The organism is Bradyrhizobium manausense (assembly GCF_018130615.1).
GTDB classification, from domain to species: domain Bacteria; phylum Pseudomonadota; class Alphaproteobacteria; order Rhizobiales; family Xanthobacteraceae; genus Bradyrhizobium; species Bradyrhizobium manausense_A.
Genome location: NZ_JAFCKB010000013.1, coordinates 85,381 through 100,809, shown reverse-complemented (window position 1 = coordinate 100,809; position 15,429 = coordinate 85,381). Strand labels below are relative to the sequence as shown.

Annotated in this window: 12 protein-coding genes; 11 read left to right on the top strand and 1 reads right to left on the bottom strand. The window is 65.3% G+C overall.

Features of this window, described 5'->3' with window-relative positions; translation table 11 throughout:
* The first annotated feature begins 5 nt into the window (after positions 1-5).
* The 8 genes from JQ587_RS23365 to JQ587_RS23330 all read left to right on the top strand — a co-directional run bounded on the left by JQ587_RS23365 (position 6) and on the right by JQ587_RS23330 (position 9,319).
* Positions 6-779: a fumarylacetoacetate hydrolase family protein gene (locus JQ587_RS23365; RefSeq protein ID WP_212426849.1), complete on the top strand. Its 774-nt coding sequence runs from the start codon at positions 6-8 to the stop codon at positions 777-779.
* A gap of 197 nt (positions 780-976) precedes the next feature.
* The gene (locus JQ587_RS23360; RefSeq protein WP_212300444.1) at positions 977-1,693 is read left to right on the top strand and encodes a hypothetical protein; all 717 of its coding nucleotides are present in this window, start codon (positions 977-979) and stop codon (positions 1,691-1,693) included.
* Positions 1,694-1,864: 171 nt separating this feature from the next.
* The gene (locus JQ587_RS23355; RefSeq protein WP_212300443.1) at positions 1,865-2,068 is read left to right on the top strand and encodes a hypothetical protein; all 204 of its coding nucleotides are present in this window, start codon (positions 1,865-1,867) and stop codon (positions 2,066-2,068) included.
* A gap of 57 nt (positions 2,069-2,125) precedes the next feature.
* Positions 2,126-2,776, top strand: coding sequence for a hypothetical protein (locus JQ587_RS23350; RefSeq protein WP_212426848.1), 651 nt, complete (start codon positions 2,126-2,128; stop codon positions 2,774-2,776).
* 341 nt (positions 2,777-3,117) lie between these two features.
* Positions 3,118-4,113, top strand: coding sequence for an NAD(P)H-dependent flavin oxidoreductase (locus tag JQ587_RS23345; RefSeq protein ID WP_212426847.1), 996 nt, complete (start codon positions 3,118-3,120; stop codon positions 4,111-4,113).
* A 25-nt stretch (positions 4,114-4,138) separates the two neighbouring features.
* Positions 4,139-5,107 carry a zinc-binding dehydrogenase gene (locus JQ587_RS23340; protein ID WP_212300440.1) on the top strand — a complete coding sequence of 323 codons (969 nt, stop codon included), beginning with the start codon at positions 4,139-4,141 and terminating at the stop codon, positions 5,105-5,107.
* A 286-nt stretch (positions 5,108-5,393) separates the two neighbouring features.
* Positions 5,394-6,767, top strand: coding sequence for a cation-efflux pump (locus JQ587_RS23335; protein ID WP_212426846.1), 1,374 nt, complete (start codon positions 5,394-5,396; stop codon positions 6,765-6,767).
* A gap of 221 nt (positions 6,768-6,988) precedes the next feature.
* The gene (locus JQ587_RS23330) at positions 6,989-9,319 is read left to right on the top strand and encodes a PAS domain-containing sensor histidine kinase (protein WP_212426845.1); all 2,331 of its coding nucleotides are present in this window, start codon (positions 6,989-6,991) and stop codon (positions 9,317-9,319) included.
* A 40-nt stretch (positions 9,320-9,359) separates the two neighbouring features.
* On the opposite strand, the gene JQ587_RS23325 is transcribed toward JQ587_RS23330, so the two are convergent.
* Positions 9,360-10,253 (bottom strand): LysR family transcriptional regulator, encoded by an 894-nt coding sequence (locus tag JQ587_RS23325; protein ID WP_212300437.1) that lies wholly within the window; start codon positions 10,251-10,253, stop codon positions 9,360-9,362.
* Positions 10,254-10,477: 224 nt separating this feature from the next.
* Between JQ587_RS23325 and JQ587_RS23320 the strand changes: the two genes are divergently transcribed.
* Genes JQ587_RS23320 through fdhF form a run of 3 tightly spaced genes read left to right on the top strand, consistent with a single transcriptional unit; the run spans position 10,478 to position 15,427 of the window.
* Complete coding sequence (locus JQ587_RS23320; RefSeq protein ID WP_212426844.1) at positions 10,478-10,978, top strand: formate dehydrogenase subunit gamma; 501 nt, start codon at positions 10,478-10,480, stop codon at positions 10,976-10,978.
* Entirely contained in the window at positions 10,975-12,531 is a 1,557-nt protein-coding gene (locus tag JQ587_RS23315; RefSeq protein ID WP_212426843.1) for a formate dehydrogenase beta subunit, read from the top strand. The genes JQ587_RS23320 and JQ587_RS23315 overlap by 4 nt, the downstream gene beginning before the upstream one ends.
* A gap of 10 nt (positions 12,532-12,541) precedes the next feature.
* On the top strand, positions 12,542-15,427 hold the full coding sequence (gene fdhF / locus JQ587_RS23310; protein ID WP_212426842.1) for a formate dehydrogenase subunit alpha: 2,886 nt from the start codon (positions 12,542-12,544) through the stop codon (positions 15,425-15,427).
* Positions 15,428-15,429 lie beyond the last annotated feature (2 nt).

Here is a 15,429-nt window from a genome sequence, read left to right as displayed (position 1 = left end):
GCGAGATGAAACAGTGGCTCCGCTTCCGTCACGCCGGCACCACGGGCTTCGGCACGCTGACCGCGTCAGGCATCAGCGTGCATGAAGGCGAGATGTTCGGACGCAACGCGGCCACCGGCAAGATTCTGGCGTTGTCGGAGGTCGAGCTTCTGGCGCCCTGCGCGCCCAGCAAGATCGTCGCGCTCTGGAACAATTTTCACGCGCTCGCGGCGAAACTCAATCAGCCCGAGCCGCCGGAGCCGCTCTATCTGCTCAAGGCGACCACCACCATCACGACGCCGGGGGCCGTAATCCGCCGCCCCTCTTATTACGACGGCAAGACCACCTATGAGGGCGAGCTCGGCATCGTCATCGGCAAGACTTGCGCGCGCGTCTCGCCTGATGAGGCCGACGGCTTCATCTTCGGCTACACCTGCGTCAACGACATCACCGCCAACGATATCCTGACCAGCGACCCCACCTTCCCGCAATGGGCCCGCGCCAAGGGCATCGACGATTACGGCCCGTTCGGTCCGGTCATCGCGACCGGCCTCGATCCGGCCAAGCTCACCGTCCGCACCATCCTCAACGGCGCCGAGCGGCAGAACTATCCGATCTCCGACATGATCTTCAGTGCGCAAGCCCTCGTCAGCAAGATCTCGCACGACATGACCCTGCTCCCCGGCGACCTCATCGCCGTCGGCACCTCGGTCGGCGTCGGCGTAATGAAGGAGCCGGTGAATACCGTGACCATTGCGATCGACGGCATCGGCGAACTCACGAACGAGTTTCGGCTGTAGCCTGCGGCAGGGCCGTCCCTCCTCTCTCTCTCCGTCATTCCGGGGCGGCGCAAAGCGCCGAGCCCGGAATCCATAATCACGAGCGCGAGTTGGGTTAGGAAATCGCGCTACGCGCGCCCCGGAATGACGGCGGAGGGGGTCGGCGGGAAATACAGACCGGTTCGAACCGAAATCGACCTGCGCGCGACCAATCGCCCATGCGCTTCATCCTCGGCTTCTTGTCTGGTCTGCTCGGCGCTCTTGCCGGCTGGTCGGCATTGGCCGCACTGGTGGTCATGCTGGCGGGGCCGGACCGCGATGGCGGCATCGCCATGGGGGCCTTCTTCGACATCGGCCCGATCGGTGGCGTGGTCGGCCTGATCGCCGGCATCTGGCTGTTTCTGCGCTTCGGCCTGGTCCGGCACGCGGCGTCACAGCCGCCCGCGGAAGTCGCTGATGCCGCGCCTCCCCACGCCACGCAGCTCTCCTTCCCCTTTACCGTCACCGTTCTGCTTGTCGTGGCCATCCTTGGTTATTGGGGATGGTACGAATTCATTCGCTCGCCCGATCTCAGTCACGGCTTCATGACGCTCCAGGTCGAGTTTCGCCTGCCCGCCGGCATGACCCTGCCGGACAACGAGGAGGACGTACATATCGAGGTCGAGGAAGCTTCGGGATATGCCAACGCCATGCTGCCTCCGAACTGGCGTGCGCATGACGGTGACCGCAAGGCGATCATCTCCACGGCGTCGCTGATGTACAAGACGCGCCACCGCGCCGTCAGCCTGACGCTGCCGGGTGTGCCGACGCAGCGCTGGTCGATTGATCTCCCCTCCGATCCGGATCCCACGCCCGGTTTTTCACCGTGGCGCGTTGCGAGCGAAGGCTCACAGGCAAAGATCGAGATGCATTTTCGGCTCAGCGCCGACCGCTGAAGAGCGTGCGGAACGCCGAATCATTCCGACACACATCACATCTGCGCGCGCCCGATCAATGCCGCCAACATGTCGCGGGGGTGCCGCACTGTGGTCGCATTCGGCCGCCCTTGTGGAAGGCGTGTCTGGGGGCACGGCTCAGCCGTGTTTGGACCAAACCTGCTTAGGGGTATGACTGTGAAGAAACTTGTAATTGTTCTGGGTTCGACGCTTGCTCTGGTGACGGTTGCGAACGCCGCGGATCTGCCGCGCCGCCAGCCCGTGCCGGTCTATCCGGCCGAGCAGGCCCCGATCGGCAAGATGCCGATTGGCAAGGGCCCGATTGGCAAGGCCCCGATCGGCAAGGCGCCGGGCCCGGTCGCCGCGCGCTACTGAGGCGCGACAGACTACGCGCTGGATTTGCGTAAGCGGCCGACAGTCGAGGGGCACAACGTGACGAACAGACCTAATCGATCGGGATCCTGCATCCTTGCAGGACTCGCGCTTGCGACCATGCTCGCATGCTTGATGTCCTCGGCCTCGGCCCAACAAACGAAACACGAAACGAACAAGCGCATGGCCGACGCCAGTGCGCTTGTTGCGACCGACGCCGCACCGCAAGCCACGCGGCGCTCCATCGCGCGCGCGAAGAAGGGTCCCTATTACGTCGACTTCCGCGCGCGGACCGCGGCGAGTTGGGGCCACGCCTTCGTCTGGTACGGCAAGACCAGCGAGCGCGCCGTCGAGGTCGCGGGCCTCACGCCCAAGGGCGACACCTTGAGCTACGTGCTCGGTCACCTCACCTGGGTGCCGTCCGAGACCGGCGCCAGCTACGGCGATCTCGATCCGGAATATCTGACGGCGAGCTACCGGGTCTATCTGAACGAAGCCGACGCCAAGCGCGTCTTCGCCTACATCAAGAAACTGCAGGCGAGCTCCCCGGTCTGGAACGCCGAGACCACCAACTGCACCGGCTTCATCGGCGATATCGCCGAGTACATGGGCCTGAAGGTCCCCTATCGCTGGCAGCGCCCGGAAAACTTCGTCAACAGCCTGAAAGAGATCAACGGCGGCCGCCAGATGGTGCGGCTGTCGGCGGAGTAGCAACGCAGCCGTCATTGCTAGCGCGGCGGGGCAAACTCTCCAAAGTCGTCCTGGCGAAAGCCAGGACCCATTACCCCGGTCGGCGTTGTCGAGGCGCGCCGTGGCCACCATCGCGCAAAAACAATATCTCCCTGTGGCTATCGGTCCTGGCTTTCGCCAGGACGACTGCGGTGGATGTGGCGAGCGTCACCCCAATTATCCGCCCTGCGGAATCACCCTCGCGCCCCGCATGACGCCCCGTCCTCACCGCAGGCCGGCGCAATAGACTTTTCCTGACCCGGGCGGCATCCTCCTGCCATCAATCGATAACAGAGCCTGCCGGCCACCCAGGGGGAAACATCATGCTGCAGACACGCTTCACAAAACTCGTCGGCGTCCAGCACCCGATCGTCCAGGGCGGCATGCAATGGGTCGGACGGGCCGAGTTGGTCGCGGCGGTCGCCAATGCCGGCGCGCTCGGTTTCATCACGGCGCTGACCCAGCCGACGCCGGAGGACCTGACCAAGGAGATCGCGCGCTGCCGCGACCTCACCGACAAGCCGTTCGGCGTCAACCTGACCATCCTGCCGGCGATCAAGCCGCCGCCCTACGCCGAATACCGCGCCGCCATCATCGAAGCCGGCATCACCGTAGTCGAGACCGCCGGCAACAAGCCGCAGGAGCATGTCGACGAGTTCAGGAAGCACGGCGTCAAGGTCGTGCACAAATGCACCAGCGTCCGCCACGCGCTGTCGGCCGAGCGGATGGGTGTCGACGCCATTTCGATCGACGGGTTCGAATGCGCAGGCCACCCCGGCGAGGACGACACCCCCGGCCTGATCCTGATCCCGGCCGCCGCCAACAAGGTCAAGATCCCGATGATCGCCTCCGGCGGCTTTGCCGATGCCCGCGGCCTCGTCGCGGCGCTCGCGCTCGGGGCCGAGGGCATCAACATGGGCACCCGCTTCATGGCGACCAAGGAGAGCCCGATCCACCAGCTCATCAAGGAGAAGATCGTCGCCAATGATGAGCGCGAGACCGAGCTGATCTTCCGCACCATGCGCAACACCTCGCGCGTCGCCAAGAACGAGATCTCGACCAAGGTCGTCGCCATGGAGAAGGAAGGCGCCAAGTTCGAGGATATCCGCGAGCTCGTTGCGGGTGCCCGCGGCAAGATGGTCTATGCGACCGGCAACTCCGACGAAGGCATCTGGTCGGCCGGCCAGGTGCAAGGCCTGATCCAGGACATCCCGAGCTGCGGCGAGCTGATCTCGCGGATCGTGCGTGAGGCGGAAGCCATCATTCGCAGCCGGCTCGAAGGCATGATCGCTCAGCCAAGCGCGCAAGCCGCTGAATAATCACTGCAAGAAGCGAGAGCAATTCATGAAGGCTTACGTCTACGGTCCTGATGGCGCTCGGATTTCCGACGTCGCTCAACCAAAGCCGAAGGGCACTCAGGTGCTGGTGCGCGTCCGCGCCTGTGGACTCAATCGCGCCGATACCGGCATGCGCAGGGGTCACGCCCACGGCGCCGCCGGCGGCGTCGGCACCGTGCTCGGAATGGAATGGGCCGGCGAAGTCGCCGAGCTCGGACCGGACGCGAAGGGCGTCAAGGTCGGCGATCGCATCATGGGATCGGGCGGCGCGGCCTTCGCGGAGTATACGCTCGCCGATCACGGCCGGCTGTTTCGCGCGCCCTCGAACATGAACTTCGAGGAGGCCGCCACCCTCCCCGTCGCGCTCGCGACCATGCACAACGCCGTCGTCACCGTCGGCGGCGTGCAGCCGGGGCAGGCCGTGCTGATCCAGGGCGCAAGCTCCGGCGTCGGCCTGATGGCGATGCAGATTGCCAAACTCAAGGGCGCAAGACTGGTGATCGGCTCCTCGACCGATGCCTACCGCCGCGGCCGGCTGAAGGAATACGGCGCCGACCTCGCGGTCGATTCCTCCGATCCCACATGGGTCGACGAGGTGCTGAAGGCGACGAACGGCGAAGGCGTCGACCTCATCGTCGACCAGGTCTCCGGCAAGGTCGCCAACCAGAACCTGGCGGCGACCAAGATCCTGGGCCGCATCGTCAATGTCGGCCGGCTCGGCGGCACCCATGCCGACTTCAACTTCGACCTGCATGCCGCCCGCCGCATCAGCTACATCGGCGTCACCTTCCGCACCCGCACCATCGACGAGGTCCGCACGATCTTCGACGAGGTCAGGAAGGACATCTGGGGCGCGGTGGAGTCGCGCAAGCTGCAATTGCCGATCGACAAGGTCTATCCGTTCGACCAGATCGACCAGGCGTTCGACCACATGGAGGCGAACAAGCATTTGGGGAAGATCGTCGTGACGGTGTAGCGCCGGCAGGGGACCCGACCTGTAACGCGCAGCTTTCTCCGCTCGTCATGGCCGGGCTTGTCCCACGGCTGTCCACGTCTTGGCGGCTTGGCACAAAGAACGTGGATGCCCGGGACATCTAGCGCGAAGACGCGCTTCGCGCTTCTGCCCGGGCATGACGGAGCGAGCGGCATCAGCTACCATTCAATTCGGAAGCATTCGCAACAGCTTCGCTCCTGCAACTCACTCGCGACGACTTCTGTGGATCATCGCTTGATGTTCGCGAGCGCCCTGCTAAATCCCCGCCATGAGCGGACAACACGACAAGACCTCGGTCGCGGCAATCTCGATCCTCGCCAGCGGCGGCATGGCGGCGGCCAAATTCGTGGTCGGCATCGCGATCGGATCGCTGGCGCTGATCTCCGAAGCGCTGCACTCCTCGATCGACCTGGTGGCGACCATCATCACCTGGGCGGTGGTGCGGGTCTCGGACAAGCCGGCGGACGACGAGCATCATTACGGCCACGGCAAGCTCGAGAGCATTTCGGCGCTCGGCGTCACCGCGCTGCTCTACGTGCTGGCCGGCGGCATCCTGGTCGAGTCCTATAGCCGGCTGCGCGAGGGAACTCCGCCGCCGACCATCTCAGCCGTGCCGTTCGTCGTGCTGGTGGCCGACATCGCCGTCAATCTCTGGCGCGCCCGCGCCCTGCATCGGGCTGCACGCGAGACAAGGAGCCAGGCCCTCGCGGCCGATGCGCTGCATTTTGCGTCCGACGTCATGGGCTCATTTGCCGTGATCATCGGCCTGATCCTGGCTGCCCTCGGCTTCTGGTGGGGCGACGCGGCGGCGGCCGCCGCGGTCGCCGTGATGATCGCCCTGCTCGGCCTGCGCATGGCGGGATCGACGGTGCAGACGCTGGTCGACCGCGCGCCGGAAGGAGCGCAGGAAAAGGCCACGGCCGCGATCCGCAGCGTGCCCGGCGTGATCGACGTCGAGCGGCTGCGCGTGCGCATGGTCGGGGCAACCACCTTCATCGACACCATCGCAAAGGTGCCGCGGACCTATCCGATCGACCGCGTCGAGGAGATCAAGCGCAAGGCGCAGGCCGCCGTCGACAAGGCGTTCGGTGATGCTGACCTCACCTTCACCCCGGTCCCGGTCGCGCGCAACAATGAGACCGTGCGCGACCGCATCATGGTGATCGCGCGCAATTCGAGCCTCGCCATCCACCACGTCACGGTGCATGACCTCGGAGCCAAGCTGATCGTCAGCATCGACCTCGAGGTCGACGCTGAAATGCAGCTCGAGGCGGCGCATGACGTCGCCAACACGCTGGAGCGGAACATCCAGGAAGAGTTCGGCGAGGACGTCGAGGTCGACGTCCATATCGAGCCGCTGGAACCGGAACTGCCGTTCGGCGTCGATGCGGCACCGGAGCGGGTGCAGGCCATTGCGGCGGCGCTGACGGAATATGCCGCCGGCGGCGAGATCCACGACATCCATAATGTGCGCGTTCGCAACACCGACGCCGGCGAGATCGTCAACTTCCATTGCCGCGCCACGCCGTCGATGAGTGTGATCAGGGTGCACGAGCACGTCGACGCGATCGAGCGCCGGCTCCGCCGCGCGTTCCCGAGCGTGAAACGCGTCATCAGTCACGCCGAGCCGCCGCGCGCGTGACGCTGAACGCACGAGTCCCGCGTTCTCGTTTCGGACTCATCACGCACGTGACTTTGCGGGCTCACTGCGCGCAAACTCTCCATTGGATAAGAAATTTTTCGCGTTAACGTTTCGTTGACTCTCGACAGCCTGCGCAAACTGGATTCAAATCGCTGTGATTCGAAAGCGACGTGGGGCTGCTTTCGAACGCAGTTGCAAGCAGGTTTCAGGGGGCCGAAGGCATGGCGCGCGCAGACGCCGCGAACGCGTGCGTCCAATCCGATTCGATCAAGGGATTGGCGCAATCGATCGCGAAACCTGCCTATCATCGGCTCTTGATTGCAGAGCCGGCGCTGCGACGCGCCGTGCCGACGCTCATCATCGCCTTTCTCATCACGATCTGCCTCGGTGCCTTCGTCCAGGTCGTCGACCAGACCCGCCAGAAGCGCCTGGTGATCCAGAACGAGATCTCGATGCTCGCCGAACTGCTCGCCGAGCGCATCGACCGCGTCACCTCGGTTCGGCAGGAGCGGCTGAAGAACATCGAGAACCTGCCGACGCTGCTGCCCGACATGATCCCGTCCAAGGCCAGGGTCTCCGGCCGCCATGTCGTCGTCACCTCGGCCGGCATCGACCGCCGCATCCTCGCCCGCATTCCGATCGACAACGATCCCGCCGGCAACGATCGCCTGCTCGACTCGATCACCACCGCGCAGCTGCTCGCCGCGCCGCCGCGCGACAATGATGTCTCCAGCATGACGCTGCCGAACGGCAACGCGGCGCTGGCGACCTCGCGGACGATCAAGTCGCTGCCCGGCCTCGTGACCGTGATCCAGGAGCGCAACGAGCCGATCTGGGGTTCGGACGCGGCGCTCTCGGTGACCCTGTCGGCGACCACCGGCTTCGTCGTGCTGATCCTCGGCTTCGCCTTCCACTGGCAGTCGACCCGCGCCCGCGAAGGCGACCTCATCAACGACGCCGTGCGCGGCCGGATCGACACCGCGCTCAACCGCGGCCGCTGTGGCCTGTGGGACTGGGACCTGTCGCGCGGCCGGATCTTCTGGTCGCAATCGATGTTCTCGATGCTCGGCCTCGACGGCCGCAACGAGCTCCTCACCTTCGGCGAGGTCAACGCGCTGGTGAAGTCCGACGACATCGACCTGTTCGCGATCGCCGATCAGCTGATCTCCGAGAAGATCGACCATATCGACCAGACCTTCCGCATGCAGCATGTGGACGGCCACTGGATCTGGCTGCGCGTCCGCTGCGAGCGGACCCGCGGCGCCAGCGATTCCGGCATGCACCTGATCGGCATTGCGGTGGACATCACCGAGCAGAAGAGCCTTGCCGAGCGCACCGTGGAAGCCGACCTTCGCCTGCGCGACGCGATCGAGACCATTCCGGAAGCCTTCGTGCTGTGGGACGCCAGCGACCGCCTGGTGCTCTGCAACTCGCACTTCCAGCGCCTGCACAAGCTGCCCGACACGGCCGTGATCCCCGGCACCTCCTACGAGACCGTGCTGGAAGTCGGCCGCATGCCGGAGGTGCGCACCCGCCACAACGAGACCGGCGTCCAGGGCCCGGGCGCGCGCACCTTCGAAGCGCAGCTCGACGACGGCAGCTGGCTGCACATCAGCGAGCGGCGGACCAAGGACGGCGGCTACGTCTCGGTCGGCACCGACATCACCCGCATCAAGGAGCACGAGCAGAAGCTCGTCGACAACGATCTGCGCCTGCGCGCCACCGTCATCGACCTCAAGCGCTCGCAGGCGGCGCTGGAACGCCAGACCATCGAGCTCGCCGACCTCGCCGAGAAGTACCAGCGCGAGAAGACCCGGGCCGAGGAAGCCAACCAGACCAAGTCGAAATTCCTCGCCAATATGAGCCACGAGCTGCGCACGCCGCTCAACGCGATCATCGGCTTCTCCGAGATCATGGGCTCGGGCATGTTCGGCGATCTGGGCAGCGAGAAGTACCAGGAATACTGCCACGACATCCTGACCAGCGGCCATTATCTGCTCGAGGTCATCAACGACATCCTCGACATGTCCAAGATCGAGGCCGGCCGCATGAAGCTCGACATGGAAGAGCTCGACCTGTCGCGGACGCTGGCTGAATCCCTGCGCGTCGTCTCCGGCCGCGCCCAGGACAAGCACCTGACGCTCGATGCCGACATCGAGAAATCCATCTCCGTCGTCGCCGACCGCCGCGCCACCAAGCAGATCGTCGTCAACCTGCTGTCCAACGCGGTGAAGTTCACGCCCGACGGCGGACGCATCGTGGTGCGCAGCCGGCAGCTCGAGGACAGGATCGTGCTGATGATCGCCGACACCGGCATCGGCATCGCGCCGCACTCGCTGGCGCGGCTCGGGCGTCCGTTCGAGCAGGTCGAAAGCCAGCTCACCAAGACCTATCACGGCTCCGGGCTCGGGCTTGCGATCGCCCGCTCGCTGGCGCAGCTCCACGGTGGCTCGATGCGGCTGCGCTCGAGGCTCGAAGTCGGCACCGTCGTCCGCGTGACGCTGCCGCGCGATGCCATCAAGGCGGCGTCCGGCATTTCCGCCGCGGCTTAGGAAGGACGAGGCGCTTGCTCGGGCCGTCCCGCATTGCCCCTTACGATTGCAGCGTCGGCGCCACTTCACGCGCGACATTGACCAGCGCCGCGATCAGCGGCGTCATGGGATCGCGCTGCGGGATCACGAGGCCAATGCTGTAATTGACCTCGGGGTCGGTGATCGGGATCGTACGGACCTTGTCGGACAGGCCGAGCGTCTCGGCGAGCTTGGCCGGCATCACGCTCGCCCATCGCCCCGTCTTGACGTGGGTGAACAGCACCAGCAGCGAGTTCGAGGTCAGCGTCGGCGTCGCCTCCGCGCCGACCGAGCGCAGCGCGCGATCGATGATCCGGCGGTTCTGCATATCGGGCGTCAGCAGGCATAACGGCACCTGCCCGACCTCCTTCCAGGTCACCGTCTCGCGGTCCCCGAACATCCCATCGGGCGCGGTGAGCAAGCGATAGCTCTCATTGTAGAGCGGAATGGTGCGCACCTTGCCGATCGGCTCGTTCTCGATATAGGTCAACCCCGCATCGACCTCGAGATTTTCGAGCAGCCCCAGCACCTCCGACGAGGTCGTCGAGCGGATGCTGAAACGCACCTCGGGATGCCGAGCCCGGTACGGCGTGGTCAGCGATGCCACCATGCCGAGCGCGGTCGGGATCGCCGCGATGCGGATCTCCCCCGAGAGCTGATGCTTCAGCCCGTTGATCTCGTCGCGCATCGCGCGGGCATCGCCCACGATCCGCCGCGCCCAGTCCAGCGCCCGCTCGCCCTCGGGGGTGAACCCCTGAAATCGGGACCCGCGCTGGACCAGCATCACACCTAGAATCTCCTCGAGCTGCTTCAGCCCCGTCGACATGGTCGGCTGGGTGACGCCGCAGGCTTCTGCCGCCCGTCCAAAATGCCGCTCCTTGGCCAGCGCCAGCAGCAGTTCAAGCTTGTCGATCAACCGGCCGTCCCCTCGGATTCTGTCGTGGCATGCAAGCTATCACGCTGAGGCTGCACCAACACGCAAAAACCGGCACTCGATACAACTTTCATTACCATTTCGTATCGACCGATCGCGCTTCCAGATCGATCCGAATTCGCAATCGCAGCATGAGACAGCTTTATTGATCTTCGAATGATTCCAAATAGTTTGCGCGGAAGGGACGCTCAACTTGAGAATGAAGAATGACAGCTGCTTTTGAGCCTTGTTACGAGCCTTGTTACGAGCCTTGGGACGACACGCGCGGCGCTGAAATCATCGCCGAACATGCCAGCCAGGAAGGCGCGACGCTGGTCATTCTGCACGCTCTCCAGGAGGCGTTTGGCTATGTGCCGGAGGCGGCGATTCCCATGGTGGCGCAGGCGCTCAATCTGTCGCGCGCCGAAGTGCACGGCGTCTTCACCTTCTACCATGACTTCCGCCACAAGCCGGCCGGCCGCCACGTGTTGAAGCTGTGCCGTGCGGAGGCCTGCCAGGCCGCGGGCGGCGATGCACTGGCGGCGCGCGCCGAGGCGAAGCTTGGCGTCTCGCTCGGCAACACGACGGCGGACGATCGCGTCACGCTGGAGCCGATTTACTGCCTCGGGCTGTGCGCGACCGCGCCGTCCGCGATGCTCGATGGCCGCCTCGTCGGCCGACTCGACGAAAAGCGTATCGACGCGCTGGTTGCGGAGGCGCAGCGATGAACATGCGGATCTTCGTTCCCCGTGATGCGGCAGCGGTTGCCGTCGGCGCCGATGACATCGCGGTCGCCTTCGAGCAGGTCGCGACGAAGCGTGGCTTGCCAGTCGAGATCGTCAGGACCGGCTCGCGCGGGCTCTGCTGGCTGGAGCCGATGGTCGAGGTGGCGACCCCCGAGGGTCGGGTCGCGTATGGCCCGGTCAGCCCGGAGGACGTCGCCTCTGTGTTCGAGTCCATGGCAAGCAATGGACCGCACAAGCTGCGGCTCGGCATCGCAGACGAAATGCCCTGGCTGAAGCGCCAGACCCGCCTCACCTTCGCCCGCTGTGGCGTGATCGATCCACGCTCGCTCGACGACTATCGCGCCCATGGCGGCTACAAGGGCCTGGAGCGCGCGCTCTCGCTCGGCTCGGATGCGATCCTCAGCGAAGTCACCGCATCGGGCCTGCGCGGTCGCGGCGGCGCCGGCTTTCCGACCGGCATCAAGTGGAAGACGGTGGCGCAAGCCAAGGCCGATCGCAAGTTCATCGTCTGCAATGCCGACGAAGGCGATAGCGGCACCTTCGCCGACCGCATGATCATGGAAGGCGATCCCTTCCTGGTCATCGAGGGCATGACCACCGCCGGCATCACCGTGGGCGCCACCAAGGGCTATATCTACATCCGCAGCGAATATCCGCATGCAGTCGAGGCGATGAATGCTGCCATCGTCGCGGCGCGGCGCGGCGGCTATCTCGGCGACAAGATCGGTGGCTCAACCACCAGCTTCGATATGGAAGTGCGCGTCGGCGCCGGCGCCTATGTCTGCGGCGAAGAGACCTCGCTGCTGGAGAGCCTCGAGGGCCGCCGCGGCCTGGTGCGCGCCAAGCCGCCGCTGCCGGCGCATCACGGCCTGTTCGGCAAGCCAACCGTCATCAACAACGTGCTGTCGTTTGCGGCCATCCCCTTCATCCTCGCCGAAGGCGCCAAAGCCTACGCCGATTTCGGCATGGGCCGCTCGCGCGGCACCATGCCGATCCAGCTCGCCGGCAACATCCGCCGGGGTGGACTGTTCGAAACGGCGTTCGGCGTGACGCTCGGCGAGCTCGTCGACGACATCGGCGGCGGCACGTTCACTGGCCGGCCGGTTCGCGCCGTGCAGGTCGGTGGCCCGCTCGGCGCCTATTTCCCCCGCGCGCTGTTCGATACCCCGTTCGACTACGAAGCCTTCGCGGCGCGCGACGGCCTGATCGGACATGGCGGTATCGTCGTGTTCGACGACAGCGTCGACTTGCGCAAGCAGGCGCGCTTCGCCATGGAGTTCTGCGCCGTCGAATCCTGCGGCAAGTGCACCCCTTGCCGGATCGGCTCGACCCGCGGCGTCGAGACCATCGAGAAGATCATCAACGGCGAGCGTGTCAGCGAAAACCTCGCCCTCGTCGAAGACCTCTGCAACACCATGAAATTCGGCTCGCTCTGCGCACTCGGCGGCTTCACGCCCTACCCCGTGCTCAGCGCATTGAAGCACTTCCGGGAGGATTTTGCCCCCGCGCCGACCACGCTTCAGGCCGCGGAATAGGAGAACGACAATGTCTCTGATCGAAGAAATCGACTTCGGCACGCCACGCTCCAAATCGGAAACGATGGTCACGCTGACCATTGACGGCAACCAGGTTACAGTGCCCGAAGGCACCTCGATCATGCGGGCCGCGATGGACGCCGGCCATCAGATCCCAAAGCTTTGCGCGACCGACATGGTCGACGCATTCGGCTCCTGCCGCCTCTGTGTCGTCGAGATCGAGGGTCGCGCCGGCACGCCGGCCTCCTGCACCACGCCGGTCATGAACGGCCTCGTCGTCCACACCCAGAGCGAGCGGCTGAAACAGCTGCGCAAGGGCGTGATGGAGCTCTACATCTCCGACCACCCGCTCGACTGCCTCACCTGCGGCGCCAATGGCGATTGCGAATTGCAGGACATGGCCGGCGCGGTGGGCCTGCGCGAGGTGCGCTACGGCTATGAGGGCGAGAACCACGTCTTCGCGAAGACACCTGGCAAGTCCCATGGCGAGATCAACGCCGCCTGGATGCCGAAGGACGAGTCCAACCCCTACTTCACCTACGATCCCTCCAAGTGCATCGTCTGCTCGCGCTGCGTCCGCGCCTGCGAGGAGGTGCAAGGTACCTTCGCACTGACGATCTCCGGCCGTGGCTTCGACAGCCGCGTCTCGCCGGGCATGAGCGAGAGTTTTCTCGGCTCCGAATGCGTATCCTGCGGCGCCTGCGTGCAGGCTTGCCCGACCGCGACGCTGACGGAGAAGTCCGTCATCGAGATCGGCCAGCCCGAGCACTCCGTCGTCACCACCTGCGCCTATTGCGGCGTCGGCTGCACCTTCAAGGCCGAGATGCGCGGCGAGGAAGTCGTCCGTATGGTGCCCTACAAGGACGGCAAGGCCAATCGCGGCCATTCCTGCGTCAAGGGCCGCTTCGCCTGGGGTTATACCAACCACAAGGAGCGTATCCTCAATCCGATGATCCGTGAACGGATCGAGGATCCCTGGAAGGAAGTGTCCTGGGACGAAGCGTTCTCGTTCGCCGCGGCCAAGATGCGTGGCATCCAGAAGAAATACGGCCGCGACGCCATCGGCGGCATCACCTCGTCCCGCTGTACCAATGAAGAAACTTATCTGGTGCAGAAGCTGATCCGCGCCGGCTTCGGCAACAACAATGTCGACACCTGCGCCCGCGTCTGCCACTCCCCGACCGGTTACGGCCTTTCGGTCACCTTCGGGACCTCCGCCGGCACGCAGGATTTCGACTCGGTCGAGGAGACCGATGTCGCCATGATCATCGGCGCCAATCCGGCCTCGGCTCACCCGGTGTTCGCATCGCGCCTGAAGAAGCGGCTGCGCCAGGGCGCCAAGCTGATCGTGATCGATCCGCGTCGCACCGAGATGGTGGAATCGCCGCATGTGAAGGCGCTGCATCTGCCGTTGATGCCCGGCACCAACGTCGCCGTCGTGACGGCGCTGGCGCATGTCATCGTCACCGAGGGGCTCGTCAACGAAGCCTTTGTGCGCGAGCGCTGCGACTGGAGCGAGTTCGAGGAATGGGCGACATTCGTCGCCCATTCCAAGCACAGCCCGGAAGCAACCGCCATCCTCACCGGTGTCGATCCGAAGACGTTGCGCGAAGCGGCCCGGATCTACGCCACCGGCGGTAACGGCGCGATCTATTACGGGCTCGGCGTCACCGAGCACAGCCAGGGTTCGACCACGGTGATCGCGATTGCCAACCTCGCGATGGCGACCGGCAATATCGGCCGTCCCGGCGTCGGCGTGAACCCGCTGCGCGGCCAGAACAACGTGCAAGGCTCCTGCGACATGGGCTCGTTCCCGCACGAACTGCCGGGCTACCGTCACATTTCGGGCGATGCCGTGCGCGACCAGTTCGAGGCGCTGTGGAACGTCAAGCTCAACCCGGAGCCGGGTCTGCGCATTCCCAACATGTTCGACGCCGCGATCGAAGGCACGTTCATGGGGCTCTATGTGCAGGGCGAAGACATCCTGCAGTCCGATCCCAACACCAAGCATGTGGTGTCGGCACTGTCGGCGATGGAGTGCGTCATCGTCCACGACCTCTTCCTGAACGAGACCGCGAACTACGCCCACGTCTTCCTCCCCGGCTCGAGCTTCCTCGAGAAGGACGGCACCTTCACCAATGCCGAACGCCGCATCCAGCGCGTCCGCAAGGTGATGTCGCCGAAGAACGGCATGGCCGACTGGGAAGTCACGATTGCGCTCGCCAAGGCGATGGGCTTCGAAATGAACTACAGCCATCCGTCCGAAATCATGGACGAGATCGCGGCACTGACGCCGACCTTCGCCGGCGTCTCCTACGCCAAGCTGGACGAGCTCGGCTCGGTGCAGTGGCCCTGCAACGAGAAGGCGCCGGAGGGCACGCCGGTGATGCATATCGGCGGCTTCGTCCGCGGCAAGGGCAAGTTCGTCGTCACCGAATATGTCGCGACCGACGAACGCACTGGTCCGCGCTTCCCGCTGCTGCTCACCACGGGCCGCATCCTCAGCCAGTACAATGTCGGCGCGCAGACAAGACGCACCGAGAACGTGGTCTGGCATGCCGAGGACCGGCTGGAGATCCATCCGCATGACGCCGAGCAGCGCGGCGTGCGCGACGGCGACTGGGTGCGGCTGGCGAGCCGCGCCGGCGAGACCACGCTCCGCGCAGAGATCACCGATCGCGTGTCGCCGGGCGTCGTCTACACCACCTTCCACCATCCGGACACGCAGGCCAACGTCATCACGACCGACTATTCGGACTGGGCGACCAATTGTCCGGAATACAAGGTCACGGCGGTGCAGATCTCGCCCTCGAACGGTCCGTCCGACTGGCAGAAGAGCTACGACGAGCAGGCGCGGCACTCCCGCCGCATCGCGCCAGCCGAGGCCGCGGAGTAGCC

What these genes read in the sequence shown, in the direction of transcription:
- JQ587_RS23365 (WP_212426849.1), top strand. Translation starts at nt 6, where the DNA reads ATGAAACAGTGGCTCCGCTTCCGTCACGCCGGCACCACGGGCTTCGGC.
- JQ587_RS23360 (WP_212300444.1), top strand. Translation starts at nt 977, where the DNA reads ATGCGCTTCATCCTCGGCTTCTTGTCTGGTCTGCTCGGCGCTCTTGCC.
- JQ587_RS23355 (WP_212300443.1), top strand. Translation starts at nt 1,865, where the DNA reads ATGACTGTGAAGAAACTTGTAATTGTTCTGGGTTCGACGCTTGCTCTG.
- JQ587_RS23345 (WP_212426847.1), top strand. Translation starts at nt 3,118, where the DNA reads ATGCTGCAGACACGCTTCACAAAACTCGTCGGCGTCCAGCACCCGATC.
- JQ587_RS23340 (WP_212300440.1), top strand. Translation starts at nt 4,139, where the DNA reads ATGAAGGCTTACGTCTACGGTCCTGATGGCGCTCGGATTTCCGACGTC.
- JQ587_RS23335 (WP_212426846.1), top strand. Translation starts at nt 5,394, where the DNA reads ATGAGCGGACAACACGACAAGACCTCGGTCGCGGCAATCTCGATCCTC.
- JQ587_RS23330 (WP_212426845.1), top strand. Translation starts at nt 6,989, where the DNA reads ATGGCGCGCGCAGACGCCGCGAACGCGTGCGTCCAATCCGATTCGATC.
- JQ587_RS23320 (WP_212426844.1), top strand. Translation starts at nt 10,478, where the DNA reads ATGACAGCTGCTTTTGAGCCTTGTTACGAGCCTTGTTACGAGCCTTGG.
- JQ587_RS23315 (WP_212426843.1), top strand. Translation starts at nt 10,975, where the DNA reads ATGAACATGCGGATCTTCGTTCCCCGTGATGCGGCAGCGGTTGCCGTC.
- fdhF (WP_212426842.1), top strand. Translation starts at nt 12,542, where the DNA reads ATGTCTCTGATCGAAGAAATCGACTTCGGCACGCCACGCTCCAAATCG.